Below are 24748 nucleotides of genomic sequence, written 5' to 3' on the forward strand. Positions count from 1 at the left end.
GGCGGCAGCACAGGGACCATATCTGACCGTGGGCGGCGAGGCCTGCCCGGCCATGCGGGCGCGGGTCAACAACATCCACATGGTGGGCATCGGCGGGTCGGGCATGAACGGCATCGCCGAGGTGCTCATCAACATGGGCTTCACCGTGACCGGCTCGGACCTCAGCGCGTCCGCGGCCGTCCGTCGCCTGGAAAAACTCGGGGCCACCGTGTACATCGGCCACGGCGCGGCCAACGTGGGCGAGGCCGATGTGCTCGTCAAGTCCACGGCCGTCCCCGAGAAGAACCCCGAGCTGGTGGAGGCGCGTGAACGCGGCATCCCCATCATTCCCCGCGCCGAGATGCTGGCCGAGCTGATGCGCCTGCGAACCGGCGTGGCCATTGCGGGCACCCACGGCAAGACCACCACCACCTCGCTTCTGGCCACCATCTTCACCGAGGCCGGGCTGGACCCCACGGTAATCATTGGCGGCAAGCTCAACACCTATGGGGCCAACGCCCGTCTGGGCGAGGGAGACTACCTCATCGCCGAGGCCGACGAATCCGACGGCTCCTTCCTCCTGCTCTCGCCCATCATCAGCGTGGTCACCAACGTGGACAAGGACCACATGGATTTCTATGCAGACCAGGAGGCCATCGACGACGCCTTCACCCGGTTCATGAACGCCATCCCCTTCTACGGCATGAACGTGGTCTGCGGCGACGACGAGGGGGTGCAACGTCTCCTTCCCGCCATCAAGCGCCCCTGCCTGACCTATGGCCTGGGGCCGAAAAACCGACTGCGCGGGGAAATCGTCTCCTCGCACCTGCGCAGCCTCTTTCGCGTTTTCCTCGACGGCGAGCCCTTGGGCGAGGTGACTGTGGCCCAGCCCGGCATCCACAACGTGCAAAACGCCCTTGCCTGCATCGGGGTGGCCCTTGAGGCCGGGCTCGACAAGGAAGACATCGTCAACGGACTGGCCAATTTCGGCGGAGTGGGCCGCCGTTTCGAGCGCAAGGGCGAGCGCAGGGGGGTTCTGGTGGTGGACGACTACGGCCACCATCCGGCGGAAATCCTGGCCAATCTGCGCACGGCCAGGGCCTGCTATCCCGACCGGCGGCTGGTGGTGGCATTCCAGCCCCACCGCTTCACCCGGACCCAGGCCCTGTTCGGTGAATTCTGCAAGGTCTTTGCCGATGCCGACCTGCTCCTGCTCACGGAAATCTATCCGGCCAGCGAATCGCCCATCCCGGGGGTCAACGGCCTCTCCCTGGCCCAGGGCATCCGGCAGGTCAGCGACACCAAGGTCCAGTTCTTCCCGGATTTCGAGTCCCTGGAAAAACGGCTCAAGGACACCCTGCGGCCCGACGACCTCTTCATGACCCAGGGCGCTGGCTCCATCTGGCGCGTGGGAGAGAACTGGCTCAACCAGGAAGAGGAACCGCAAACCCCGGCCCCGGCCGGGACGCCTGAAACCCTGGCGGACGAGGCGTGAGCCCATGGCATTGCAACTGATTCCCGACCCGTCGCTCGCCGAGAGAACCACCCTTCGCCTGGGCGGCCATGCCGAGGTGGAGGCCGTGCTCCGCGAAGCATCCGACCTTGACGAGTTGGGGACGTTTCTGACCCGCCACACCCTGCGGCCCTTTGTCATCGGCCGGGGCAGCAATCTGCTGGCCCGCGACGGGCGTTGCGACATCGCCCTGATCCGCGCCGCAGGCCAGCCGGGACCGACGCGGGTTGAGCGCTCGGACGAGGGTTTGGTGGTGCGCTGCGGCGCAGCCCTGGCCCTGCCCGGTCTGCTCGGATGGGCGCAACGGGCCGGTCTGACCGGGCTGGAAGGGCTCACCGGCATTCCCGGCACCGTGGGCGGAGCCGTGGCCATGAACGCGGGCTCCTACGGAGTGGAATTCGGACAACGGGTCAGCCGGGTGCGGCTGTGGTCCCCCTCGGGCGGCCTGACCTGGGTGGGGGCGGACAGATGCTCCTTCGGCTACCGCCGTTTCGCGGTGCCCGATCTCCCTGCCGGGCGGCTCATCTGGGAGGTGGAGATCGTGCTTGAAACATCGACACCACGGGCCGTGCGTCAGGCCATGCGCGAGGTCTACGGCAAAAAACGCACCACCCAGCCGGTCACTGCCCGGAGCGCGGGCTGCGTGTTCAAGAACCCCGAGGGCGATAGCGCTGGCCGTCTGCTGGACAGGGCAGGCATGAAGGGGATGCGGCGGGGCCAGATGGCATTTTCGGACATCCATTCGAATTTCCTGATAAACCTGGGGGGCGGCACCAGCGCCCAGGCCCTGGACCTGATCGAACTGGGCCGGGAGGTGGTCAAGACCCGGCTCGGCGTCACCCTCGAAACGGAGGTCATCATCCTGTGAGCACCCTGACCATGAACAATCAGGGCCGTCTCGGCCTGGGCGGCAAACGCGGCAATTCGCTGCGCAAACGCAAGCCCCGGCCTACCCGCTCCCTGACATATGACGGTTTTTCCCGCTCCGCCTTCTCGGGCGCTGGCCGGATGGTTGTGCGGCTGGTCATGACAATGCTCGCCCTGTCGCTGGTGGCGGTGCTGGGCGTGGGCCTGCTCTACGGCTACCGGGTGCTCACCTCGCATCCCTATTTCGCCCTGAAGGAAATCCACGTCACGGGCAACACCCGGGTCTCCCGCGGGGACATTCTCAAGGTGGCCGAGGTGGGCCTCGGCATGAACAGCTTCGAGATGAACGTGGACCTCGTGGAACGGAGAATTTCGGACAACCCGTGGGTCATGTCGGCCACGGTCCGGCGCGAGTTCCCGGACAAGCTGCGTATCGCGGTGGTGGAGCGTGTGCCCGCATTCTGGCTGCGCCAGGGCGATGCCATGTATTTCGCCGATGCCCGGGGCCGGGTCATCGCCCCCATGCACCCGGGCGAGTTCGCCTCCCTGCCCGTGCTCAATGTGGCCGAGGGCGTTGACGATGGCGGGCCGGTGCTTTCCGGTCTGCTCAAAAGGATGGAGGAGCGCGGAACGCCCTTTACCCAGGCCCAGGTCGCCTGGGTGCGGCTGACCAGCGCACACGACCTGGAAATCCACCTGGACGGCCAGGAGGCCGGGCTGACGCTGCGCCTGTCCATGGACCGCTGGGAAGTCCAGCTTGAAAGGCTCAAGGTGGTCTGGCGCGACATGATGCGCCGGGGCGAACTCAAGGATGCGGCCATCATAGCGGCCAGCGGCGACAAGGTATGGATCAAGAAGCGTCCGGGTCAGGGCGCGTAGAATAGCGCACGGCAAAACCGAATCAATTGCGGCCGGGAGCCGGGGGTGCACCCCGGAAAAGCCGGAGAGGAGACACAGCATGGCCAGAAACGAACTCGTGGTGGGACTTGATGTCGGCACCACCAAGATATGCACAGTTGTGGGCGAGGCCACCGAAAACGGCGTGGACATCATCGGCATCGGCACGTCCCCGTCCACGGGTCTGCGCCGGGGCGTGGTGGTCAACATCGAAAAGACCGTCCAGTGCATCAAGAAATCCCTTGAGGACGCAGAGCTCATGGCCGGCTGCGACATCCGCACCGTGTACGCGGGCATCGCGGGAAGCCACATCCAGGGATTCAATTCCCACGGCGTCATCGCGGTCAAGGGCGGCGAGGTCACGCAGCGCGATGTGGACCGCGTCATCGAGGCGGCCAAGGCCATCGCCATCCCCATGGACCGCGAGGTGCTGCACACCCTGCCCCAGGAATTCATTGTGGACGATCAGCGCGGCATCGCCGATCCGCTGGGCATGGCCGGGGTGCGCCTGGAGGTCAAGGTCCACATCGTTACCGGCGCGGTGACATCGGCCCAGAACATCATCCGCTCCTGCAACCGCTCAGGACTCGATGTATCCAACATCGTGCTCGAGTCCCTGGCGTCGAGCAAGGCCGTGCTCTCGCCAGAGGAACGCGAGATCGGCGTGGCCCTGGTGGATCTGGGCGGCGGGACAACGGACATCGCCATCTTCTCCAAGGACTCCATCAAGCACACCTCGGTGCTGGCCCTGGGCGGGCACAACCTGACCAACGACATCGCCTACGGACTACGCACCCCCATGATGAGCGCAGAGAAGATCAAGATGCAGTACGGCTGCGCCATGGCCGATCTGGTCACCAGCGACGAGATCATCGAGGTGCCCAGCGTGGGCGGCCGCGAGTCGCGCCGCATGAGCAAGCGCGTTCTGGCCGAGATATGCGAGCCGCGCTGCGAGGAGATCCTGGCCCTGGTGGACCAGGAGCTGATCAAGTCCGGCTTCAAGAACATGATCGCGGCGGGAGTTGTCCTCACGGGCGGCACCTGCCTGATCGACGGCATGCAGGAACTGGCCGAGCAGATCTTCGATCTGCCGGTACGCATCGGCATGCCCGGCGAGGGCATCGGGGGCCTGACAGAGGAAGTCAGGAGCCCCAAATACGCCACCGCCGTGGGCCTGCTGCTCCACGGAGCCGAGGAGCAGGGCCTGCACAACAAGGTGCGCCCCTTCAAGATTCGCGACGATTCCGGTTTCGACCGCATCCTCTCGCGCATGAAGAAGTGGTTCACCGACATCGCCTAGGCAAACGAGGAATGACAGGGAACATCTAACAGGGAAGAGGATTTGAGGAGGAAGACACATGGAATACTTTGAAATCGAACACGAAAGCAACGCCAAGATCAAGGTCGTGGGTTGCGGCGGAGGCGGGGGCAACGCGGTCAACAACATGATCCTCTCCGCCCTCAAGGGCGTCAAGTTCATCGTTGCCAACACCGACAGCCAGGACATCCAGAAATCCCTGGCCGAACACAAGATCCAGATCGGCGAAAAGCTGACCAAGGGTCTTGGCGCGGGCGCAAACCCCGAGATCGGCCGCAGCGCGGCCATGGAGTCGGTGGACCATATCCGCGCCGCCCTTGAAGGCTCGGACATGGTTTTCATCACCGCGGGCATGGGCGGCGGAACAGGCACCGGCTCCGCTCCCGTTGTGGCCGAAGTGGCCCGGGAGCTGGGCGCCCTGACCGTGGGCGTTGTCACCAAACCCTTCTATTTCGAGGGCAAGCGCCGCCTGGAGCAGGCCGAGGAGGGCACCCGTGCCCTGGCCGACGTGGTGGACTCTATCATCACCATCCCCAACGACCGCCTGCTCCAGCTGGCCGCCAAAAAAGCCTCCTTCTCCGACATGCTCAAGAAGGCTGACGAGGTGCTCTACTACGCGGTCAAGGGCATCGCCGATCTGATCACGGTCCACGGCCTGATCAACCTCGACTTCGCGGATGTCAAGGCGGCCATGTCGCAGTCGGGCATGGCACTCATGGGCACCGGCATTGCCCGCGGCGAGGGCCGGGCCAAGGAAGCGGCCATGAAGGCCATCACCAGCCCCCTGCTCGAGGACGTATCCATCGAAGGCGCCAAGGGCGTGCTCATCAATATCACCTGCGGCCCGGACATGCTCATCGACGAGGTCTCCGAGGCGGCCGACATCATTTACAAGGAAGCCCACGACGAAGCCGAGATATTCTTCGGTACCGTCTTCGACCCCGACGCCGGAGACGAGATGCGCATCACGGTCATCGCCACCGGCATCCAGGCAGCCATGGAAGAGCCCGAACCCGCACTGAGCAAGGCCGAACAGCAAAAACTGCTGCTCCTTGGACCCCGGGGCGCGGAAAAGGCCCCGGCTCGCCGCCCCGGCCATCAGAAGGTCATCTCCCAGGACCGCAACATCCCCGCCTACCTGCGCAAGGCCGGCGGCGAACTGGCCACCGCCGAGATTCCCCAGACCCGCCGCAGTCAACGCGCCGTGGCCGGTCCGGGCGAAGAGGAGTTCATCTTCGAAGAGGACAATTACGACGTGCCCGCATTCATCCGCAAGAACGTGGACTAGAAACGGACGCATTTCACGAGAACACTGTTGATCGTCTGCGAGTAACGCGTCCGTCAATGTCGGCGGGCCGTGGCGTGCGCCCCTGATCCGGGGCAGCCCGCTCCGGCTGACCGGCGGTGTCGCGCCGCAAGATGATCCAAAACGCGAAGCGGGGGCCGTCATCCACAAGCGAATCCTGTACCACGGCACGTCCGAGCCATCGGCGCCGGACCTAGGCGGGCGTCTGCCCGTTGCCATCGCCATTCCTGGCGGAGAGGCCGCGGCCGTCTCCACCCTGGGATGGCAGGCCGTCTACAGGATGCTCGCCGAAGAGCCCGGACTTGCCGTCGAACGTGTCTTCCCGGACAAGCTCGGCCTCACAGAAGACCGCGAACCCGCGACGCGTGAATCACGAAGCCCACTATCCTCATTCCCTGTGATAGCCTGGAGCGTCACCTTCGAGGAGGACTTCCTCAACCTCCCTCGAATGCTTCGGGCAGCGGGCGTTCCGCCACTGTCGGCGGAACGCCCGTTCCTCCCCCTGGTCATGGCCGGGGGCCCGCCCGCCTTCCTCAACCCCGCGCCCATCGCACCCTTTGTGGACTGCTTCTGGGTGGGCGAGGCTGACGGACACTTCATCCCTTTTTTTCAGACCCTCCGCCGCCTTGTTTTCGAGGGCGCAGACAAGACCGCCATCCTCGACGCCATCAGGGACCACCCTGGCATCTACGTCCCCGGCCGCACCAGGCCCCCGGTGCGCCGCGTCGCCTCCGGCCGATCCGGCGCCCCCCTGCCCGACCCTGCATTTTCCTGTTTCATCAGCGGCCAGGCCGCCTTTCGCGACACCCTGCTCCTGGAAATCAACCGGGGCTGCCCCTACGGCTGCCGCTTCTGCGCAGCGGGATTCATCTACCGCCCGCCGCGCCACGCCGACCTCGACGAGCTCAAGCGCATTGTCACCCTGACCGACCCGCCCAAGGTGGGGCTGGTGGGCACGGCCCTGACCGACTGGCCCGACCTGCTCCCCTTTCTCAAGTGGCTGCACGGGCAGAAAAAAAAATTTTCCCTCTCCTCCATGCGCGCCGACGGCATCACCGAGGAACTGCTCGTCTACCTGCGAGAGCGCGGCATCCGCACCGTGACCCTGGCCCTGGAAGGAGCCAGCGAACGGCTGCGGCGCATGATGAGCAAGAAGCTCAAGCCCGAGGATTTCCTCAACGCCGTCAGGCTGTGCGCCCGCTACGGGGTCAACCATCTCAAGCTCTATCTCATCGCGGGCTGGCCCGGAGAGACCGATGCCGACTACGATGAACTCCGCGAATTCCTGGCAGAGATCATCCGCATCCGCTCCGAGGAGCCCGGCGGAGGCAAGAAGCAGTTCATGCGTATTACCATCGGCGTCAGCTCACTGGTTCCCAAGCCCTTCACCCCGTTCCAATGGGCGCCCATGGCCTCGGAAGCCGCCCTTGAAACACGCATGAAGCAACTCACGGCCATGGCCAAGCCATACAAGGGTGTGACCCTGCACCATGACGCGCCCTTCCAGGCCCGGCTCCAGGCCATGCTTGCTCGGGGCGGCGAGGAGCTGGCCGAGTTCATCCTCCTGGCCGCCGAACACGGCGGATGGAAAAAAGCCCTCAAGCTCTGGAGCGGCGATCAGTCCGCCATCATCGACCGCGAGCGCGGCGAGCACGAGCCCTTCCCCTGGGAGGTCATTGATGTCGGCGTCTCCCGCCAGCATCTGTGGAAGGAATGGCAACGTGCCAAAGAGGCGGTCGTCTCGGCGGGGTGTCCCCCCAAAGGGTGTGAGAAGTGCGCAGGGTGCGGGATGAATGAGTGAGAGGAGAGCCGTCGCTGTCGCTCCTCCAAGTGTTTTGATGCCCTCCCGGCGGGGTTACTTTCTTTTGCTGGCCCAAAAGAAAGTAACCAAGAAAAGGGCCTTACGATCTTGGCCGCCTGCACTCCACGGCCAAGAAGCTGATCAAATCGCGCTGCTCCCGAATCAAGTCGCCGAAGCGGCTCCGTGATTCGAAAAAGCCGCAGCCTGCGATTTGTCAGCTTCTAAGCCTTAGGAGGCTTAAGGGCTGGGGCGTTCGGGAGCCGGACGGGCCTTACGATCACGATAAGCTCTCTTCATGTCCACGCTGGTCACGCCATTTTCATCTTCACTTACGACAGATAGACAATGGGCGGAGCATCGCAGCGCCAGTTCGTCGGCCCGCGTCTCGGGCGAAACCCGGCGGAAGCGGAGTCTTCGACGCTTCCAACTGTTTCGCCAGCGGGACGACGTTACTGGAGCGCGGCGCGGGAGACCCGATCACAGTATAAAGAGCGCCTTTTGCTTACTTTTGGGCGCTCCGGTCCAAAAGTACCTCGGCCCGAAGGGACGAAACGCTTCCCAGCAGTCACTTCGGTGGCAGGTTTGCTCGAAATCATTCGTAAAAGAGAGGAGTCGCCTTCAGCCGGTCGGAATATGCGTAAATGTCGTCCAGTTCAGCAATGGGAACTCTCTCCATCGCCTTTTCCGCGTTGACAACAATACCAAGATAGTACTGAGACCTATTGAAATGAAATCGACAAAGAGGTTTTCTGTTGTTGTCGTCAAGCAGCACACCACAATAGCTTTTTGTATCTCGCATCGCGACACGTTCAGGAGAAACGACTTCCCGCAATATTGACTTGACGATGTAAAAAGCCTCTATTTCATCTTCTGTGGTGATGATTCCTGATCCTTCTTCTTGAACTTCAACATCCTGAATATCGTCGATGTCTTCATCCGATTCTGTAATCATGGCACTTTTCAATCTGTCATTGATTACTTCATTTATATAAATGCTTATGGCCTTCTTCACCAATTCTGTGAATTTTTGCCGGACCGCAGGCATCAGCTTCCCAGAGTAGACCTTGCATGCAAATAGACGTACAAACTCATCGGATGGTGCCTGCATTTCTTCAGAAAAGAGACGCCTGATCGCCCGTGTGTACTTGAGCTCGCTTGCCGCGGAAACGGTTTTTTCTATGTCGAACTGTGTTTTGGTGAGTTTTTTGAGTTCTTGAACCAAGCTCTCTTCTGGAGAATTGAAGTCAAGGACCATGTATGGCTTGTCGTCCATTATATTGGCACGATCAAGGTCTGTGAAGAACTGGTACTGAATCCCGTTGGTGAGAACACCGATTCGCGCCGAAGGGGTGACTTGATAATACCGCAACAATTGCGTTGGATTGATCTTTCTCAAGTCCAACTTGGAGGACTTACACTCAATGAGCATAATGGGTTTGCCATCCCTCATGACGGCGAAATCCACCTTCTCCCCCTTCTTCACACCAATGTCGGCAGTGTATTCAGGGAATATTTCCTGAGGGTTGAATGGATCATACCCCAGCGTTTGCAAAAAAGGGAGCACCAAGGCATTTTTGGTCATCTCTTCATTGGAAAGCATGTGCGAATGCTCTTGGATGCGAGCGGCCAAGGAGTGGAGGCGTTCGGCAAAATCCATACGTCACCTCTTTGTGGGTTATTGAAAACCTGTTATACTACCGAGTCATTGGTTGCAACTCCTCATGCGTTTTGATGGGGTATTCAACTACGCACAGCAATAAAAGGCCGGGCGGACCAGCATGGTCCGCCCGGCCGGGTTTCGCGGGGAAGGCGCGGCCTAGTTGGCCACGATATTGACAAGCTTGTTGGGGATGACGATGACCTTTCGCACCGTGGCGCTCTCAAGGTATTTGGCCACATTTTCAAGCTCCAGGGCGATCTTCTCCACCTCGGCGGCCGGGGCGCCGCTCGGGGCCTCGAACTTGCCGCGCACCTTGCCGTTGACCTGGACCACCAGGGTGATCTGATCCTTGACCAGGGCGGCTTCGTCATGGATGGGCCATGGGCGGGTGGCCAGCGGTTCAGCGTGCCCCATGATGCTCCACAGCTCCTCGCACAGGTGCGGGGCCACGGGCGAGAGCAGGGTCACGGCCGTGGCGATGGCCGAGGAGAGGGCGGCAGGCTCGCTGGCGGCCAGCTCGTCCTTGAGGGCGTAAATCTCGTTGACCAGCTCCATCACCGCAGCGATGGCCGTGTTGAACTGGAACTCGTTCTCGATATCCCGGGTGACGCGGCGTACGGTGTCGTGCTCCTTGAAGCGCAGTTGCCGTGCCGCATCGGAGTTCGGCTCGGCGTGGGAGGCGGGGGTGGCGGCGGCGAGCTTGTCCTCAAGCTCTTCCACCAGCCGCCACACGCGGCTCAGGAAACGAAACGCACCCTCGATGCCCTGGTCCGACCACTCAAGCTCCTTGACCGGAGGAGAGGCGAAGAGGATGAACAGTCGGGTGGCGTCCGCGCCGTAGCGCTCGATCATGGAATTGGGGTCCACCACATTGCCCTTGGATTTCGACATCTTGCCGCCGTCTTTCAGAACCATGCCCTGGGTGAGCAGATTGGCGAACGGCTCGCTGGCCTGGACAAAGCCGGTATCGCGCAGGGCCTTGGTAAAGAAACGGGAGTACAGCAGGTGCAGGATGGCGTGCTCGATGCCGCCGATGTACTGGTCCACATTCATCCAGTAGCCGGTGGCCTCCTGGCTGAAGGGGGACTCCTCGTTGCGCGGATCGCAATAGCGCAGGTAATACCAGGAGGACTCGAAAAAGGTATCGAAGGTGTCTGTCTCGCGCCGGGCGGGCTTGCCGCAGGCCGGACAGTCGCAGTTGACGAAGGACTCCATGGCAGGCAGGGGCGACTTGCCGTCGCTTCGCACCTGAGCGTCTTCGGGCAGGAGCACGGGCAACTGGTCCTCGGGCACGGGCACCACGCCGCAGGCGTCGCAGTAGATGACCGGGATGGGTGCGCCCCAGAACCGCTGGCGCGAGACGTTCCAGTCGCGCAGCCGGTAGTTGACCGCCATCTTGCCCAGGCCGGAGGCGTCCAGATGCTCGACAATGGCCTTCTTGGCCGACTCGTTGTCCATGCCGTCGAAGTCGCCGGAGTTCACCAGGAAGCCGGGGGCGGTGTATGCCTCGGTCAGGTCGGCTTCAGCCAGCACCTCGCCCCTGGCGTGCAGGTCGGGCGGGTTGATGACCGTCTTGAGCGGCAGGCCGTACTTGCGGGCGAACTCGAAATCGCGCTGGTCGTGGGCCGGAACGGCCATGACTGCGCCCGTGCCGTAGCCCATGAGCACGAAATTGGCCACATAGATGGGCATGAGGGCGCCTGTGACCGGATTGACGCAGTACTTGCCGGTGAAGATGCCTTCCTTCTCCAGGTCGTCCGCGCCGCGCTTGATGCGGTCCATGTTGCGGATGTTGGCCACAAAGGCGTCTATTTCGGCCTTGTCGGGCGCATCGGCGGTGAGGATGTCCACCAGGGGATGCTCGGCGGCCACGGACATGAAGGTGGCACCGAACAGGGTGTCGGGCCGGGTGGTGAAGACCGGAATGGAGTGGTCCATGTCCTTGACCCGGAAGGTCAGCTCCGCGCCGTAGCTGCGGCCTATCCAGTTGCGCTGCATGGTCAGCACGCGTTCTGGCCAGCCGCCCTCCAGGGTGTCCAGGTCGGCCAGCAGCTCGTCCGCATAGTCGGTAATGCGCAGGAACCACTGCTCCATGTCCTTCTGCTCCACCTCGGAGTCGCACCGCCAGCAGCGGCCTTCCTCCACCTGCTCGTTGGCCAGCACGGTGTTGCAGTCCGGGCACCAGTTCTGGGGCGAATGCTTGCGGTAGGCCAACCCCTTCTCAAGGAAACGCAGAAAGAATATCTGCTCCCATTTGTAATATTCCGGGCGGCAGGACGCGATCTCGCGCCGCCAGTCGTAGGAATAGCCCAGCCGCTTGAGCTGCTCGCGCATCTCGGCGATGTTCCGGTAGGTCCAGTGGGCGGGGTGGGTGCTGTTCTTGATGGCCGCATTCTCGGCGGGCAGGCCAAAGGCGTCCCAGCCCATGGGGTGGAGCACGTTGCATCCCTGCATGGATTTGAACCGGGCCACCACATCGCCGATGGAATAATTGCGCACATGGCCCATGTGGATCTTGCCCGAGGGATAGGGGAACATCTCAAGGACGTAGTACTTGGGCTTGGACGGGTCGACCTCCACCTCGAAACAGCCGGACTCCTGCCAGATGCGCTGCCATTTGCGCTCAATCGCCTGGGGATCGTATTTGCCTAAGGCCATGGTTCTCTTCCTTCGTGAAATTATGCGTTGCCGTCCATGGTCGAGTCCCGGGCCGCGTCCATGGCCGACTCCCTGATCTCGCTGCGGGCCGCACCGTCGAGGATGCCGTTGACAAAGCCACGCGATTTTTCGTCGCCGAAGAGCTTGGAGAGCTCGATGGCCTCGTTGATGGCGGCCTTTACCGGGATGTCGGTGAACAGCATCTCGTAGAGCGAAAGACGCAGGATGGACAGCTCGATGACCGCGATGCGGTCGAACTTCCAGTGCTGGGAGTGCTCGCCGATAACCGCGTCGATACGGGCGAGGTTGGCGTCCACGCCCATGACGAGGGTGCGGGCGAAGTCGCGTGCGGTGGCGGATTCCTGCTCATCGACCATGGGATTGCGGTCAAAGGCGGTTTCTATGTCCACCGGGTTTTGCGGGTCGTCGAAATGGACGCCGTAGAGCACCTGAAAGGCCAGGGTTCGGCCGACCCTGCGCACACCGGGCCTGTTGCCCTTTTTCTTGCCGGACATGGGCTAGAGCTGTTCCAGGACCCGGATGGTCTCAAGCATGGCCGAGGCAGCCTCGACGCCCTTGTTGCCCGCCTTGCTCCCGGCCCGCTCGATGGCCTGATCCAGGGAGTCGCAGGTGAGCAGGCCAAAGCCCATGGGCACGCCGGTCTCCATGCTGGCCTGGGCCACGCCCTTGGCGCACTCGTTGCACACGTAGTCGAAGTGGGGGGTGGCTCCGCGGATGACCGCGCCGAGCACAACCACGCCGTCGTAGTGGCCTGAACGGGCCAGCTTCTGGGCGGCCAGGGGCAGCTCGAAGGCACCGGGCAGCCGCACCAGGGTCAGGTTGTCCTCGCTGCCGCCGTGGCGGACCAGATAGTCGACGGCGCCGGAAATGAGCCGGTCCACGATAAAATCGTTGAAGCGCGCCGCCACGATGGCCACCCTGAGGCCCTGCGCGTTGAGCTGTCCTTCAATGGTCTTCAAGGGCATGATGGAATCTCCCGTGTAATGAAATTTGGTCTTATGGACTATGTTACGCTTTGTCGTCTTCGTCAACGTGCAGCAGATGGTGCATCTTGTCGCGCTTGGTCTTGAGGTAGCCTTTGTTCAGCTCGCAGGCGCCCACTTCGATGGGGACGCGCTCGACCACATTGAGACCGTAGCCCTCAAGGCCCACCATCTTCTTGGGGTTGTTGGTCATCAGCCGCATATTGGAGACGCCCAGTGCGCGCAGTATCTGCGCCCCGGTGCCGTATTCGCGCAGGTCCGGGGGAAAGCCGAGCTTCACGTTGGCCTCCACGGTGTCGTAGCCCTGATCCTGGAGGTGGTAGGCCCTGATCTTGTTGCCAAGGCCGATGCCGCGTCCCTCCTGGCGCATGTAGACGAGCACTCCCTTGCCCTCGTTGTTGATCATGCACATGGCATCCTGGAGCTGGGGCCCGCAGTCGCAACGCATGGAGCCGAACACGTCGCCGGTCAGGCACTCGGAGTGGACGCGCACCAGGGTGGGATCGTCGGGGGTGATGTCTCCCTTGTAGAGGGCGATGTGGGTCTTGCCGTCTGTTTCGGAGTAGAAGGCCGCGCTCTTGAAGTCGCCCCAGCGGGTGGGCAGGTTGGCCTCGGCCACCTTGGTTACGGAGAATCCGCCGAATTTCATGCGGTAGGCGATCAGATCAGCCACCGAGCATATCTTAAGCCCGTGTTTCTTGGCGTAGATTTCGAGTTCGGGCATGCGGGCCATGGTCCCGTCCTCGTTCATGATCTCGCAGATGACCGCAGCGGGCTTGAACCCGGCCAACCGGGCGATGTCCGTGCCGCCCTCGGTCTGTCCGGCACGCACCAGCACGCCGCCGTCCTTGGCCCGCAGGGGAAAGATATGACCCGGGGTGACGATGGAGTCCTGGTCGGCCCCGTCGGCCACGGCGGCCAGCACGGTGGTGGCGCGGTCCTTGGCCGAGATGCCGGTGGTCACGCCCTCGCGGGCCTCGATGGAGACCGTGAAGTTGGTGCCGAAACCGGACTCGTTTTTCTTTGCCATCAGCTCCAGGCCGAGATTGTCGGCCATCGCGTTGCTCATGGGCAGGCAGATGAGTCCCCGGCCGTGGGTGGCCATGAAATTGATGATTTCCGGGGTGATCGCCTCGGCCGCGCAAACAAGGTCGCCCTCGTTTTCGCGGTCCTCGTCGTCCACCATGATGACCATCTTGCCCTGGCGGATATCCTCAATGGCTTCTTCCAGCTTGCACAGTGCCATGTTCACAATACCTCGTTGTTCTTTTTCCTGCGCGGTGGGCCGCCCGGCGGCCTGCGCCCGGCCTCGCGGAACCACACTACTTACCGCAAATGGTCCCGGTGGGAAAGAGGAAAAATTGGCATTGAAAATCGGCTGGATAGGCGGAGGTTGGCCCCTGCCGCCATCCCGGGCCGTCAGACCCGGTTGGCGTGGGTCGATGCGGTGTCGCGGACGCGACAGAGGGAGTCGGCAAGGCATATGGGGCACTCACGCGCCCCGGCGAGCCTGTCAAGCAGGGCGGCCTGTCTCGGCGACAGGGCCGAGGCGTCGAGGCTGCGCCCGGCATCGAACATGCCGACCACGTCTTCGACCACGGTTTCGCTGTGGGCGTTGACATGCCAGTCGAGGATGTTCATGAAGTCTGCGTCAGCCCTGTCCCGATAGCGCCAGCCGCCGCAACGCGCCGTGACCAGCCTGCGCGAGACGCAGACGCACAGAGGGTCCACGTTGCCAGGGCGGACCACGTCGCCTCCGGGCCGGGGAAGCTGCGGCGCGTCAAGGGTCAGCTGGGTGTCGATGCGGCCGATGATCAGCTCGGTGTCGAAGTGTTTCAGGTACAGGCGCAGGGCCAGGGGTTTGAGGACGTTGTCGTCGTCAAGGAAGATAAGCTTGTCGCCCTGGGCCAGACTGGTGAGCAGAGCGCGGATGCCGTTGCCGCCGTTGCGGTCTGCCGGCAGGTTGAAACCACGCACAGCATAGGCCGAGGCCGGGCATTCGCCCCGAACCCCGTCAAAACCTATGAGGATTTCCACCTGATCCGTTTCCAGTCCGGCGAACCGGGCTGCCCGTTCAACCGATTCCACGGCCTTGCGCAACGCCTTTGGCCGGTTGCCCGCTGTGGGCGTGATGATCGAAAAGAGGATGCCGCCGTCCCTGGCCATTTCCGCTCCCTTCCCGCGTCCATGCGGGCCTGATGGGCCGTGGAGCCCTGATTGTCGCGTGGCCGGATTGGCGGCCTTTCACCTTACCGTATCGGCTCGCGGCTCTTCGGGCTTTAGGGGCAAATGGCGAAAAAATGGAAACGAGGGCAGGGAGTTGGCAGGGCCAGGGTCAAAATCCGTGCTCGCGCAGATATTCCATGGTCATGGCGGATTTTCCGCCCTCCGTTGCCTCGGGCTGGCCATTGGTCCAGGGGCCGACCATGCGCTCCACGTATTTGCCGATGATGTCGGTTTCCATGTTCACCCGTCTGCCCGGCGTCCACTCGGCAATGGTGGTGGCCTTTTGCGTCTCGGGAATGATGTTGACCTCGAGCCAGTCCGGGCCGCAGTCATTGACCGTCAGGCTGATGCCGTCCAGGGCCACAGAGCCCTTGGGGATGACGTAGCGGCCGTGGGCGGGGGGAAAGGCAAGACGGAAGATGCGCGATTCCCCTGCCGGGCGCACTCCGGCCACCTCGGCCAGACAATCCACATGACCGGAAACGATGTGTCCGCCAAGGCGGTCGCCCAGGGCCATGGCCCGCTCCAGGTTGACCCGCGAGCCGACCTTGAGCGCACCCAGGCTGGTGACGGACAGGGTCTCGCGGCTGGCATAGGCCGTGAACCAGCCGTCGCCAAAGGTCTCCACGGTCAGGCAGACGCCGTTGACAGCGATGGATTCGCCCGCCTCAATATCGTAAAGGGGAAACAAGGCGCGGATGCGCAGCCGGGTTTCAGCGCCGCGCCCTTCCGCCGCCTCTACGCGGCCCATGCCCATGACCAGTCCCGTAAACATGGCGTCTCCTCGCTTGGTTGTCGTCCGTGGTTGTAGCAGGCGTCCGGTGCGGAGTAAACCGCCGGTCTATCTGGGCCGCAGGGTGATCATGATGTCATCGCCCGAGCGACGGGTGTCGATGATGCGGAAGTTGGCGGCCTCTGCCATGGAGCGTTCCCCGTGGCCCGCATAGGCAGAGGGTGCGGATTCGTCGCCCAGGATGCGCGGGGCCACGAAATGAACGATCTCGTCGGCCAGCCCCTGGTCGACGCATTGCATGGCGAGCCGTCCGCCCCCCTCCCACAGGCTGGTGTGGCAGCCCAGGTCGAAGCGCAGGCGCTCCAGGCCCACCGCGAGGTTGAGTCCGCCTGCGGATCCGGGCAGGGGCCAGACGCTACTGCCCCGGCCGCGCAGCCTGTCGGCCTCGGAGCTGCGGGCGCTTTCACGGGTGGTCATGAATATGGTCCGCTCCGGGCGCTGGCGGGTCAGAACATGGTCGTCCGGGTTGACGGGCAGGCGCGATGTGACGACCACCCCATAGGGCTGGAGGAAGTCATCGGCCAAGCCCGGCGCACGGCAGGTCAGGCTCGGGTCGTCGGCACGGAAGGTGGTCCCGCCCACGATGACCGCGTCTGCCCGGGCGCGCAGTTCGTGAACCCGGGCAAAGGACTCGGGACAGGAAACGGGCTCTGGTCTGCGCTGGCGCGAGGCGATCTTGCCGTCCAGGGTGGCGGCCATCTTGACGATGTTGAACGTGGAGTGGGTGGTCTGCCAGACCAGGAAGTCGGCGATGAGGTCGCGGCAGACCTCTTCAAGGACGCCCACTTCGATCTCCAGGCCTGCGGCGGCGAGCCGCTCCACGCCCCCGGCGGCCACCGGGTTGGGATCGCGGGTACCGATCACGACCCTGGCCACGCCCGCGTCGATAAGGGCCTGGGTGCAGGGCGGCGTCTTGCCGTGGTGGTTGCAGGGCTCAAGGGTGACGAACATGGCGGCCCCGCGTGGGTCGATCCCCTTGCTGCGGGCATCCACCAGACACTCGCGCTCGGCATGCAGGCCGCCGTAGCGCATGTGCCACCCCTCGGCCACAATGCGTTCGTCGCGCACCAGCACCGCGCCCACGCAGGGGTTGGGGGCCGTGGTTCCGCGCCCCAGCCGGGCCAGCTCCGCGGCCCGGGCCATGAATGCGGCGCTAGAGGAAGTCGCCTTCCATGAACACATGCTTCACTCCGGCCTCGTCGAGCATCTGCTCCGAGAGCTCGTCGGGGTAGTTCTGGGCGTAATAGATGGTCTTCACTTCGCAGTTGATGAGCATCTTGGTGCACAGGATGCAGGGCTTGGTGGTGCAGTATATGTTGCACCCGGTCAGGTCCAGGTGGTGGGTGGCGGCCTGGATGATGACGTTTTGCTCGGCATGGAGACCCCGGCACAGCTCGTGGCGCTCGCCCGAGGGAATCCCCAGTCTTTCGCGCAGGCAGCCCGCCTCCTCGCAATGAGCGATGTTGGTGGGCACCCCGTTGTAGCCGGTGGCCAGGATGCGCTTGCCGCGCACGGCGATGGCTCCCACCGCCCGGCGGGTGCAGGTGGACCGCTGGGCCACCAGATGGGCGATACGCATGAAATACTCGGGCCAGGGCAGTCTCTCGGACATGGTTCCTCCAAGGCTCGCGGCTTGATGAAGCGCGGCAAGCTCCCCCTATCATGTCTCATGCCGAAAGGAAATGAGCATGTGCCCGGCATGAGCCCAGGACTTGATGCGCGGGGCATTTTGTGCAAATTTGGGAACACTTTTTGTGCAGAAAAAAGCACTTTTGACCGACTTGCGCCAGGCCGTACGCTCTATCTCCATGGATTTGCACATGAAAAACATTGGCATGGGGTATGCTTGAGCAGAGCCAGGCAGGTCGGCTTTCGGCCTGCCTGAAAAACACACCCACAGCAACATGGAGGAACCCGCATGACCAAGAGAAACATTACCACCACCGCCCTGGCGACGATCCTTGTCCTCGCCTTGGCGGGCTGGGCCATTGCCGGTCCCGGCCATGGCCGCGGCTACTGCGGCCCCGGCCCAGCCGGACAGAATCCCTACGCCCAACTCACCCCGGAGAAGCAGGCGGCCGTGGAGGCCATCTTCGAGAAGTACCGCCCGCAGATGGATCAGCTTCGCGACTCCCTGTGGACCAAGCACGCCACCATGCAGGCCATGATCAACGGCGGCAAGGCCGATGAGAAGAAGCTCGGCTCCCTGGTGGCCGAGATGCGCAACCTGCGCGAGAAGATGGGCGAGCTGCGTGCCGCCATGAACGACGAACTGACCAGGGAGACCGGCATCGAGGCGCCCTTTGGCCCCAAGGGCCGCGGTTTCGGCAAGGGATTTGGCCCTGATGACTGCCCCGCCTTCGGCAAGGTGTACGGACGCAGTTTTGACGGTGGATGCGGGCCTTGCGGCGAGCCGCGTCGTTCCTAAAGGACAGGTATTTCCGAACACTGCGGAAAAACAGGACGGGCGGGGCGGTCATTCATGGGGAATGCCGCTCCGTTTCCGTGCGCCGGACATGGCGGCGGGCGTCGCCTTTCGGGGATATCCCGCAGGGTGGCTTGCGGTTTCGTCCGGTGCGGAATAATGGTACATCCGTGATCCGGACCGGGCATCTCCCCTTGCCCGGCTCCGGTTCGGGATATTCCTGCGGCGACACCAAGGGGGCTAGGCGCGTTCATGGAAATCAATTCCACTGGTAAAGAGAAAGGCCCGCTGGTGGCCCTGGTCCTGGCCCTCATCGTGCTGGGCCTTGGCAGCCTGTACCTGACATGGCGATCCATCGCGCACCAGCGAGAAATCGTCGAGGGCCACATCATCATGACCGGCGGCTCCATCCTGCGCGGGGTGGACAACAATCTCTCGCGCATAGTCCGCTCCCTGCGCACCAATCCCCAGGTGGCCCCCATCTTCCCCTCCATGGCCGAAGACCTGTTCTCCGAGCTTTCCAAATCGGACGACATCGTCTTCATAGCCCTGTGCGACGCCGACGGCATCCCCCTGGCCTCGTCGGACAGGGAGTCGGGCAGTCCCATCATCTCCCTGCCTGACATGGTTACCCGCGACCTGGAGCCCGGCAGGGCCTTCCACGCCATGGCCGAGATGAACAAGCGGGCCGTGCTCGTTTCCGGCATCCGGGTCCGGGCCGACTCGGCTCTTCTGAGCCGGGGCGAGCCGGTGCCCCAGCGCGATTCCGGCCGGGGCGGGACCCGCGGCGCGGGGCCGGGGATGATGGAGCACGGCATGATGGGTCCGGGCATGGGCCGCGACCCGGGGCTTGACGGTCCTCTCGATATCGACGTGGCCCCGGTCTATCTGCTGGTGGGACTCAACGCCGAGAAGCATCTGGCCCAGTTCCGCCAGTACCGCAGGGCGGCCACCTATCAGACCGGCTATGTCTTCCTGGCCGCTGTGGGGCTGTGGTCCCTGGCCTTCGCCTATCTGCGGCGGCGCGACGAAGGGCGCAAGCTCGTACGCATGGAGCGCTTCCAGAACAAACTGCTCGACAATATGCCCGACGGCCTTGTCACCCTCTCCGAAACCGGCGAGATCATGGCTGCCAACCATTCTGCCAAGCGGCTGCTGGCCCCGGCCGGCGAGGACGGTGCGCCCGAGATCCTCGGCGTGGACTGGGCCGGCTTTCCCTTTGCCCGCGAGCCGGGCGGCAAGGCCGGATCCGCGTCCTACAACTGGGAGCAGTTCGACTACCAGGGACGACGCCTGGAGATCCTTTCCCTGCCCTTCCAGGGGGTGGACGAGGACGCCGCGCCCGAATTGGGCCAGCGGCTGGTGCTTATCCGCGACCGCACCCAGATCCGCTCCCTGGAGGAGAACCTGAACGAGGCCAAACGGCTGGCGGCCATCGGCTCCCTGGCTGCGGGCGTGGCCCATGAAGTGCGCAACCCCTTAAGCTCCCTGCGCGGTTTTGCCCAGCTCTTCGCCGCCAAGCTCAAGGGCCAGCCCCCCCTTGACCAATACGCCGCCACCATGGTCCAGGAGGCCGACCGCCTCAACCGCGTGGTCACGGACCTGCTCTATCTGGCCCGGCCCCGACGGCTTGACCCCGAGGAGACGGACCTGAACGCGGTGGGCGAATCTCTGCGTCAACTCATGCGTTTCGACTTCAAGAGCAAACGGGTCGAACCGGAATTCGATTTTGTCCAGCCCGTGGTTTATGCCGATCAGGATGCGCTGCGACAGGTGCTGCTCAATCTCATCAGTAACAGCCTCGACGCCATCGGCGATTGCGACGAGTGCGGAAAGCCGGGGCATATCCGGCTGACGAGCGAGCGGGTCGAGGGCGGGGTGTGCGTCCTGGTCTCGGACGACGGTCCCGGCATGGACCCGGGCATAGCCGACGACGCATTCAAGCCCTTTGTCACCGGCAAGAAGACCGGCACCGGGCTCGGTCTGGCCATCGTCCAGAACATCATGCGCGCCCACCGGGGGCGGGCCGGGATGGAATCGCAGCCGGGGCAGGGCGTCACGGTGCGCCTCTTTTTCCCCGACGCGCCGCCCGACGGGGAGGCATCGCAGGGGGATCAGCCGGAAGGCCCAGGCGCACCGGACCTGCCGGAGCGGACCCGGGAGACGACATCACAAGGAAATGGCAGCCCCCTGTCCGGGCAGGACGGGGCAGGCCGCCGGGAGGATACATGATCGAGGATCGCGTGGTACTCGTGGTGGATGACGAGCCGGGTCATCGGCTCATGGTCCGGGCCGTTCTTGAGGATGACGGCTGGACCGTGCTTGACGCTCCCTCGGGCGAACGCGCCCTGACCTTGCTGGCCGAGGCTGCCGAATCCGGCACCATGCCCGACGTGGCCCTGGTGGACATGAAAATGCCGGGCATGGACGGCATGCAGTTGCTCAAGGAGCTGCAGATGCGCCGCCAGGGCATGCCCGTGGTCCTGCTGACTGCCTTCGGCAGCGTGGGCAGCGCCGTGGACGCCATGAAACGCGGGGCCTTCGACTACCTGACCAAGCCTGCGGACAACGAAGAGCTGACCGTGGTTCTGGGCAAGGCTTTCGAGTACCACAAGCTTGTCCGCGAAAACGTGCGGCTCAAGGCCGAGGCGGGCGGCGACCTGAAGTTCATCGGGGCCAGCCCCGGCATCGAGCGGGTGCGCGACCTCATCGCCCAGGCCGGCCCCACCGAGGCCACGGTGCTCATCCTGGGCCAGTCGGGAACAGGCAAGGAGCTGGTGGCCGAGGGACTGCACCGGGCCAGCAACCGCGCCTCTCGTCCCCTGATCAAGGTCAATTGCGCTGCCCTGCCCGACGACCTGCTGGAGAGCGAGCTCTTCGGCTATGAAAAGGGTGCCTTCACCGGAGCGGTCAAGGACAAGCCCGGACGCTTCCAGCTGGCCGACGGCGGCACCCTCTTTCTCGACGAGATCGGCGAGATGCCCGGCGCACTTCAGGCCAAGCTCTTGCGCGTGCTTCAGGAGAAGACCATTGAGCCGCTGGGCTCGGTCAAGACCTTGCGGGTGGACACCCGGATCATCGCGGCCACCAACCGCGACCTCAAGCGAGAGGTGGAGGCGGGCCGCTTCCGCGAAGACCTGTACTACAGGTTGGCGGTGCTGGAGATCCGCATTCCGCCCCTTTGCGAGCGCAAGGAGGATCTGCCCCTTTTGGTCAGCTTCCTGCTGCGCAAGCTGGGCAACAAGAACCACAAGGTCATCCGCACCGTGACCCCGGCCTTTCTGGACGCCCTGTCGGGCTACGACTGGCCCGGCAACGTGCGCGAGCTGGAAAACGTGCTGGAGCGCGCCCTGATCCTGTCGCGTTCGGACGCCCTGGGCCCGGACCTGCTGCCGCCCCAGGTGTCCGGCGCCCGTGAGGCCGCAGTGGACATGGCTCCCAGCTACAGCCAGGTCCTGGCCTCGCCCGCCTCGCTGGAGGAAGCGGAGAAACTCGCCATCATGCGCGCCCTGGAGGAGAACGGCAACCATCGCGAGCGCACGGCCGACGCCCTGGGCATCAGCCGCCGCACCCTGCAGTACAAACTCAAGAAGTTCGGCCTGACCCGGCGCTGACCGCGCCTGAACCGGGCACGTCGCTGGTCAATTGACAGGCCGGGCCGAACCCCGTACTTGTGCCACCCATAAACACAAACGGAGGAAGCGCCATGCGCGAGAAAGTCATCAAGGTACTCGACAAGGTCCGTCCCGCGCTTCAGGCCGACGGAGGCGACGTGGAGCTGGTGGACATCACCGACAACGGCATCGTTCAGGTCCGCCTGACCGGAGCCTGCAAGGGATGCCCCATGTCCCAGATAACGCTGAAAAACGGCATCGAACGGATCGTTCTCAAGGAAGTCCCCGAGGTCAAGGCCGTCGAGGCCGTCAACTAGTCGTCCGGCCGTGCCCCCTGGCGGGGCGCCGCGTTGAAACAGGTTCACCCGCAAGGAGACCATGCCCATGGGCAAGATCGTATCCCGGTTCGCTCCGAGCCCAACGGGATTTCTGCATATCGGCGGCGCCCGCACCGCGCTGTTTTCCTGGCTTATCGCCCGCTCCCGGGAGGGCGAATTCCGCCTGCGCATCGAAGATACCGACCGCGAGCGCTCCACCGACGAAGCCACCCAGGCCATCATCGACTCCATGAACTGGCTCGGGCTCGATCACGATGGCGAGATCGTCCACCAGTCCGAGCGGGCCGCCCGCCACAACGAGGTCATCGATCAGATGATCGCCTCGGGCCACGCCTACTTCTGTCAGTGTACCAGGGAAGACGTGGACGCCATGCGCGAAAGGGCCATGGCCGAGGGCCGCAAACCCAAGTACGACGGGACCTGCCGCGAGCGGGGGCTGACTTCCGGCGCGGTCCGGCTCAAGGCGCCCCAGGAGGGGGCCACGGCCTTCAGGGACATGGTCAAGGGCCCCATCGTGGTGGAAAACGCCGAGATGGACGACATGATCCTGCGCCGCAGCGACGGCACGCCCACCTACAATCTGGCCGTGGTGGTGGACGACCACGACATGGATGTGACCACGGTCCTGCGCGGCGACGACCACGTCAACAACACGCCGCGCCAGATCCTCATTTATCAGGCCATGGGCTGGGACGTGCCCGAGTTCGGCCATGTGCCCATGATCCTTGGCCCGGACAAGAAAAAGCTCTCCAAGCGCCACGGTGCGCTCTCGGTCATGGAATACGAGAAGATGGGCTACCTGCCCGAGGCCGTGTGCAACTACCTCGCCCGGCTGGGCTGGTCCCACGGCGACCAGGAGCTTTTCACCATGGACGAGATGAAGGCCCTCTTCAATCCCGACAACCTCGGCTCGTCGCCCTCGGTCTTTGACCTGACCAAGTTCGAATGGGTCAACGGCCAGTACATGCAAAAGGCCGACCCGGACCGGCTGGCCGGAATGCTCTGCGATTTCCTTGCCCGCGAGGTGGGCAAGGAGGAGGCGGCCAAAGTGGACCGGGCCACCTTCGCCCGCATCGCCCCCCTGCTCCAGCCCCGGGCCAAGTCCGTGGCGCACATGCTGGAACAGGCCCGGCCCTTCATTGTGGACGCCGCCTTCCTCCATTACGACGAGGCTGCGGTGAAGAAATTCCTCACCGACGAGACCAGACCCCTGCTCGAAGCCATCGCCCAACGCATGGAGGCGCTGCCCGAATTCACCGAAACGTCCCTTGAGGCCATGCACAAGGCGTTCATCGAAGAGCGCGGTATCAAGTTCAAGGACATAGCCCAACCCATCCGCGTGGCCATCATGGGCACCACCCAGTCGCCGGGCCTCTTCGAGACCATGGCCGTGCTCGGCCGCGAGCAGACCATGGCCCGCCTGGAGCGCGCCCTGGGCCTGTAGTCCCGATCCGCTAACATGTGAGAACGCCCCTGCCGGAAGGGTTCCGGCAGGGGCGTTTTGCGCACCGAAAGGACGAAGGAGGGCGGCCCTTCCGGCGTGGCTTTTCGGAAGGCGGCCCGGGATCGCTCCCGGGCCGCATTGGTATAGGTCCGGTCACGGCCTGGACGGTGCGCTACGAGGTCATGCGCTTGATGGGGGAGCCGAGCTTGGCCAGGAGTTGTTTTCTGGTCAGCGGCCCAGGCTTCACACCCGAGGCGTCGGCCTCCATGTATTCGTAGTAGCTCTCCGGCGGGAAGGCCGCCAGATAGATGACCCGAACCATGTCAGGATCGATGAGCATGGCTTCGGGATACTGTTTTTTGACTTCGGCCAGCCGTTTTTCTGCCAGTTCGAGCATCTCGCTCCTGTCGCCAAAGTTCATGGTTCCGGTGGGACAGGCCTTGACGCAGGCCGGGAGCATGCCCGCCCTGACACGGTCGATGCACATGTCGCACTTGGAAACCACCCCGGTATCCGGGTCCGTGCGCGGGATGTCATAGGGGCAATTGTTGCGCAGGGTGTCGGCTTTCTCCTTGGCGGTATGGTCGGTGTAGACCACCGCGCCGGTGGCCTCGTCGTGGATGACGGAGGCCGGGTTTTCGTTGACATCGGCGCAGGGCGGATAAACGCAGTGCCGACACTGTTCCGGGAAGAACAGCCAGCGCAGCATGCCGCCCGCCTCCGTCTCGGCGAAGCGGACCAGCCGTATCGTCTTGGACGAAAGGTCTCTGGGGTTCTGGTAAGAGCCCCAGTTGACAGTCTTCTCGGCCGGGAGTTTTTTCCATTGCTTGCAGGCGACCTGGCAACCCCGGCACGCCGTGCACAGGGTCAGATCAACAAAGAAGGACTTTCCACTCATAGCGTTC

General features: G+C 63.8%; 21 protein-coding genes. 11 read left to right on the plus strand and 10 right to left on the minus strand.

Features of this window, described 5'->3' with window-relative positions:
* Positions 1 to 52: 52 nt before the first annotated feature.
* The 6 genes from murC to GKC30_RS02565 all read left to right on the plus strand — a co-directional run bounded on the left by murC (position 53) and on the right by GKC30_RS02565 (position 7681).
* Positions 53 to 1474 carry a UDP-N-acetylmuramate--L-alanine ligase gene (gene murC / locus GKC30_RS02540; RefSeq protein ID WP_155932380.1) on the plus strand — a complete coding sequence of 474 codons (1422 nt, stop codon included), beginning with the start codon at positions 53 to 55 and terminating at the stop codon, positions 1472 to 1474.
* A 4-nt stretch (positions 1475 to 1478) separates the two neighbouring features.
* Entirely contained in the window at positions 1479 to 2360 is an 882-nt protein-coding gene (murB, locus tag GKC30_RS02545; protein ID WP_155932122.1) for a UDP-N-acetylmuramate dehydrogenase, read from the plus strand.
* The gene (locus GKC30_RS02550; RefSeq protein WP_367613934.1) at positions 2357 to 3238 is read left to right on the plus strand and encodes a cell division protein FtsQ/DivIB; all 882 of its coding nucleotides are present in this window, start codon (positions 2357 to 2359) and stop codon (positions 3236 to 3238) included. Before murB ends, GKC30_RS02550 begins: the two co-directional genes overlap by 4 nt.
* Positions 3239 to 3317: 79 nt before the next feature.
* Entirely contained in the window at positions 3318 to 4556 is a 1239-nt protein-coding gene (gene ftsA / locus GKC30_RS02555; RefSeq protein ID WP_155932123.1) for a cell division protein FtsA, read from the plus strand.
* A gap of 58 nt (positions 4557 to 4614) precedes the next feature.
* The gene (ftsZ, locus tag GKC30_RS02560) at positions 4615 to 5862 is read left to right on the plus strand and encodes a cell division protein FtsZ (RefSeq protein WP_155932124.1); all 1248 of its coding nucleotides are present in this window, start codon (positions 4615 to 4617) and stop codon (positions 5860 to 5862) included.
* 160 nt (positions 5863 to 6022) lie between these two features.
* Positions 6023 to 7681, plus strand: a complete 1659-nt coding sequence (locus tag GKC30_RS02565; protein WP_367613958.1) for a radical SAM protein — start codon at positions 6023 to 6025, stop codon at positions 7679 to 7681.
* A gap of 592 nt (positions 7682 to 8273) precedes the next feature.
* On the opposite strand, the gene GKC30_RS02570 is transcribed toward GKC30_RS02565, so the two are convergent.
* The 9 genes from GKC30_RS02570 to GKC30_RS02610 form a co-directional block, all read right to left on the minus strand.
* Positions 8274 to 9338 (minus strand): type I restriction endonuclease, encoded by a 1065-nt coding sequence (locus tag GKC30_RS02570; RefSeq protein ID WP_155932126.1) that lies wholly within the window; start codon positions 9336 to 9338, stop codon positions 8274 to 8276.
* A gap of 159 nt (positions 9339 to 9497) precedes the next feature.
* Positions 9498 to 11999 carry a leucine--tRNA ligase gene (leuS, locus tag GKC30_RS02575; protein ID WP_155932127.1) on the minus strand — a complete coding sequence of 834 codons (2502 nt, stop codon included), beginning with the start codon at positions 11997 to 11999 and terminating at the stop codon, positions 9498 to 9500.
* Between the two features lie 20 nt (positions 12000 to 12019).
* Complete coding sequence (gene nusB, locus GKC30_RS02580; protein WP_155932128.1) at positions 12020 to 12514, minus strand: transcription antitermination factor NusB; 495 nt, start codon at positions 12512 to 12514, stop codon at positions 12020 to 12022.
* 3 nt (positions 12515 to 12517) lie between these two features.
* Positions 12518 to 12988: a 6,7-dimethyl-8-ribityllumazine synthase gene (gene ribH / locus GKC30_RS02585; protein WP_367613959.1), complete on the minus strand. Its 471-nt coding sequence runs from the start codon at positions 12986 to 12988 to the stop codon at positions 12518 to 12520.
* A gap of 40 nt (positions 12989 to 13028) precedes the next feature.
* A complete protein-coding gene (locus GKC30_RS02590) occupies positions 13029 to 14249 on the minus strand; it encodes a bifunctional 3,4-dihydroxy-2-butanone-4-phosphate synthase/GTP cyclohydrolase II (RefSeq protein WP_155932130.1) in 1221 nt (406 codons plus the stop codon).
* 173 nt (positions 14250 to 14422) lie between these two features.
* Positions 14423 to 15169: a glycosyltransferase gene (locus GKC30_RS02595; RefSeq protein ID WP_155932131.1), complete on the minus strand. Its 747-nt coding sequence runs from the start codon at positions 15167 to 15169 to the stop codon at positions 14423 to 14425.
* A gap of 169 nt (positions 15170 to 15338) precedes the next feature.
* Positions 15339 to 16004, minus strand: coding sequence for a riboflavin synthase (locus GKC30_RS02600; RefSeq protein WP_155932132.1), 666 nt, complete (start codon positions 16002 to 16004; stop codon positions 15339 to 15341).
* Between the two features lie 66 nt (positions 16005 to 16070).
* Complete coding sequence (gene ribD, locus GKC30_RS02605; protein ID WP_196772785.1) at positions 16071 to 17165, minus strand: bifunctional diaminohydroxyphosphoribosylaminopyrimidine deaminase/5-amino-6-(5-phosphoribosylamino)uracil reductase RibD; 1095 nt, start codon at positions 17163 to 17165, stop codon at positions 16071 to 16073.
* 10 nt (positions 17166 to 17175) lie between these two features.
* Entirely contained in the window at positions 17176 to 17634 is a 459-nt protein-coding gene (locus GKC30_RS02610) for a deoxycytidylate deaminase (protein ID WP_155932134.1), read from the minus strand.
* 306 nt (positions 17635 to 17940) lie between these two features.
* Between GKC30_RS02610 and GKC30_RS02615 the strand changes: the two genes are divergently transcribed.
* The 5 genes from GKC30_RS02615 to gltX all read left to right on the plus strand — a co-directional run bounded on the left by GKC30_RS02615 (position 17941) and on the right by gltX (position 23843).
* Complete coding sequence (locus tag GKC30_RS02615) at positions 17941 to 18450, plus strand: Spy/CpxP family protein refolding chaperone (RefSeq protein WP_155932135.1); 510 nt, start codon at positions 17941 to 17943, stop codon at positions 18448 to 18450.
* Positions 18451 to 18699: 249 nt separating this feature from the next.
* Positions 18700 to 20679, plus strand: a complete 1980-nt coding sequence (locus GKC30_RS02620; protein ID WP_155932136.1) for a two-component system sensor histidine kinase NtrB — start codon at positions 18700 to 18702, stop codon at positions 20677 to 20679.
* The gene (locus tag GKC30_RS02625; RefSeq protein WP_155932137.1) at positions 20676 to 22061 is read left to right on the plus strand and encodes a sigma-54-dependent transcriptional regulator; all 1386 of its coding nucleotides are present in this window, start codon (positions 20676 to 20678) and stop codon (positions 22059 to 22061) included. Before GKC30_RS02620 ends, GKC30_RS02625 begins: the two co-directional genes overlap by 4 nt.
* A gap of 92 nt (positions 22062 to 22153) precedes the next feature.
* The gene (locus tag GKC30_RS02630) at positions 22154 to 22378 is read left to right on the plus strand and encodes a NifU family protein (RefSeq protein ID WP_155932138.1); all 225 of its coding nucleotides are present in this window, start codon (positions 22154 to 22156) and stop codon (positions 22376 to 22378) included.
* Positions 22379 to 22445: 67 nt separating this feature from the next.
* Positions 22446 to 23843: a glutamate--tRNA ligase gene (gltX, locus tag GKC30_RS02635; RefSeq protein ID WP_155932139.1), complete on the plus strand. Its 1398-nt coding sequence runs from the start codon at positions 22446 to 22448 to the stop codon at positions 23841 to 23843.
* Between the two features lie 172 nt (positions 23844 to 24015).
* On the opposite strand, the gene GKC30_RS02640 is transcribed toward gltX, so the two are convergent.
* A complete protein-coding gene (locus tag GKC30_RS02640) occupies positions 24016 to 24741 on the minus strand; it encodes a 4Fe-4S dicluster domain-containing protein (RefSeq protein ID WP_155932140.1) in 726 nt (241 codons plus the stop codon).
* Positions 24742 to 24748 lie beyond the last annotated feature (7 nt).

It is taken from the genome of Pseudodesulfovibrio alkaliphilus, from assembly GCF_009729555.1.
Taxonomy (GTDB): domain Bacteria; phylum Desulfobacterota; class Desulfovibrionia; order Desulfovibrionales; family Desulfovibrionaceae; genus Pseudodesulfovibrio; species Pseudodesulfovibrio alkaliphilus.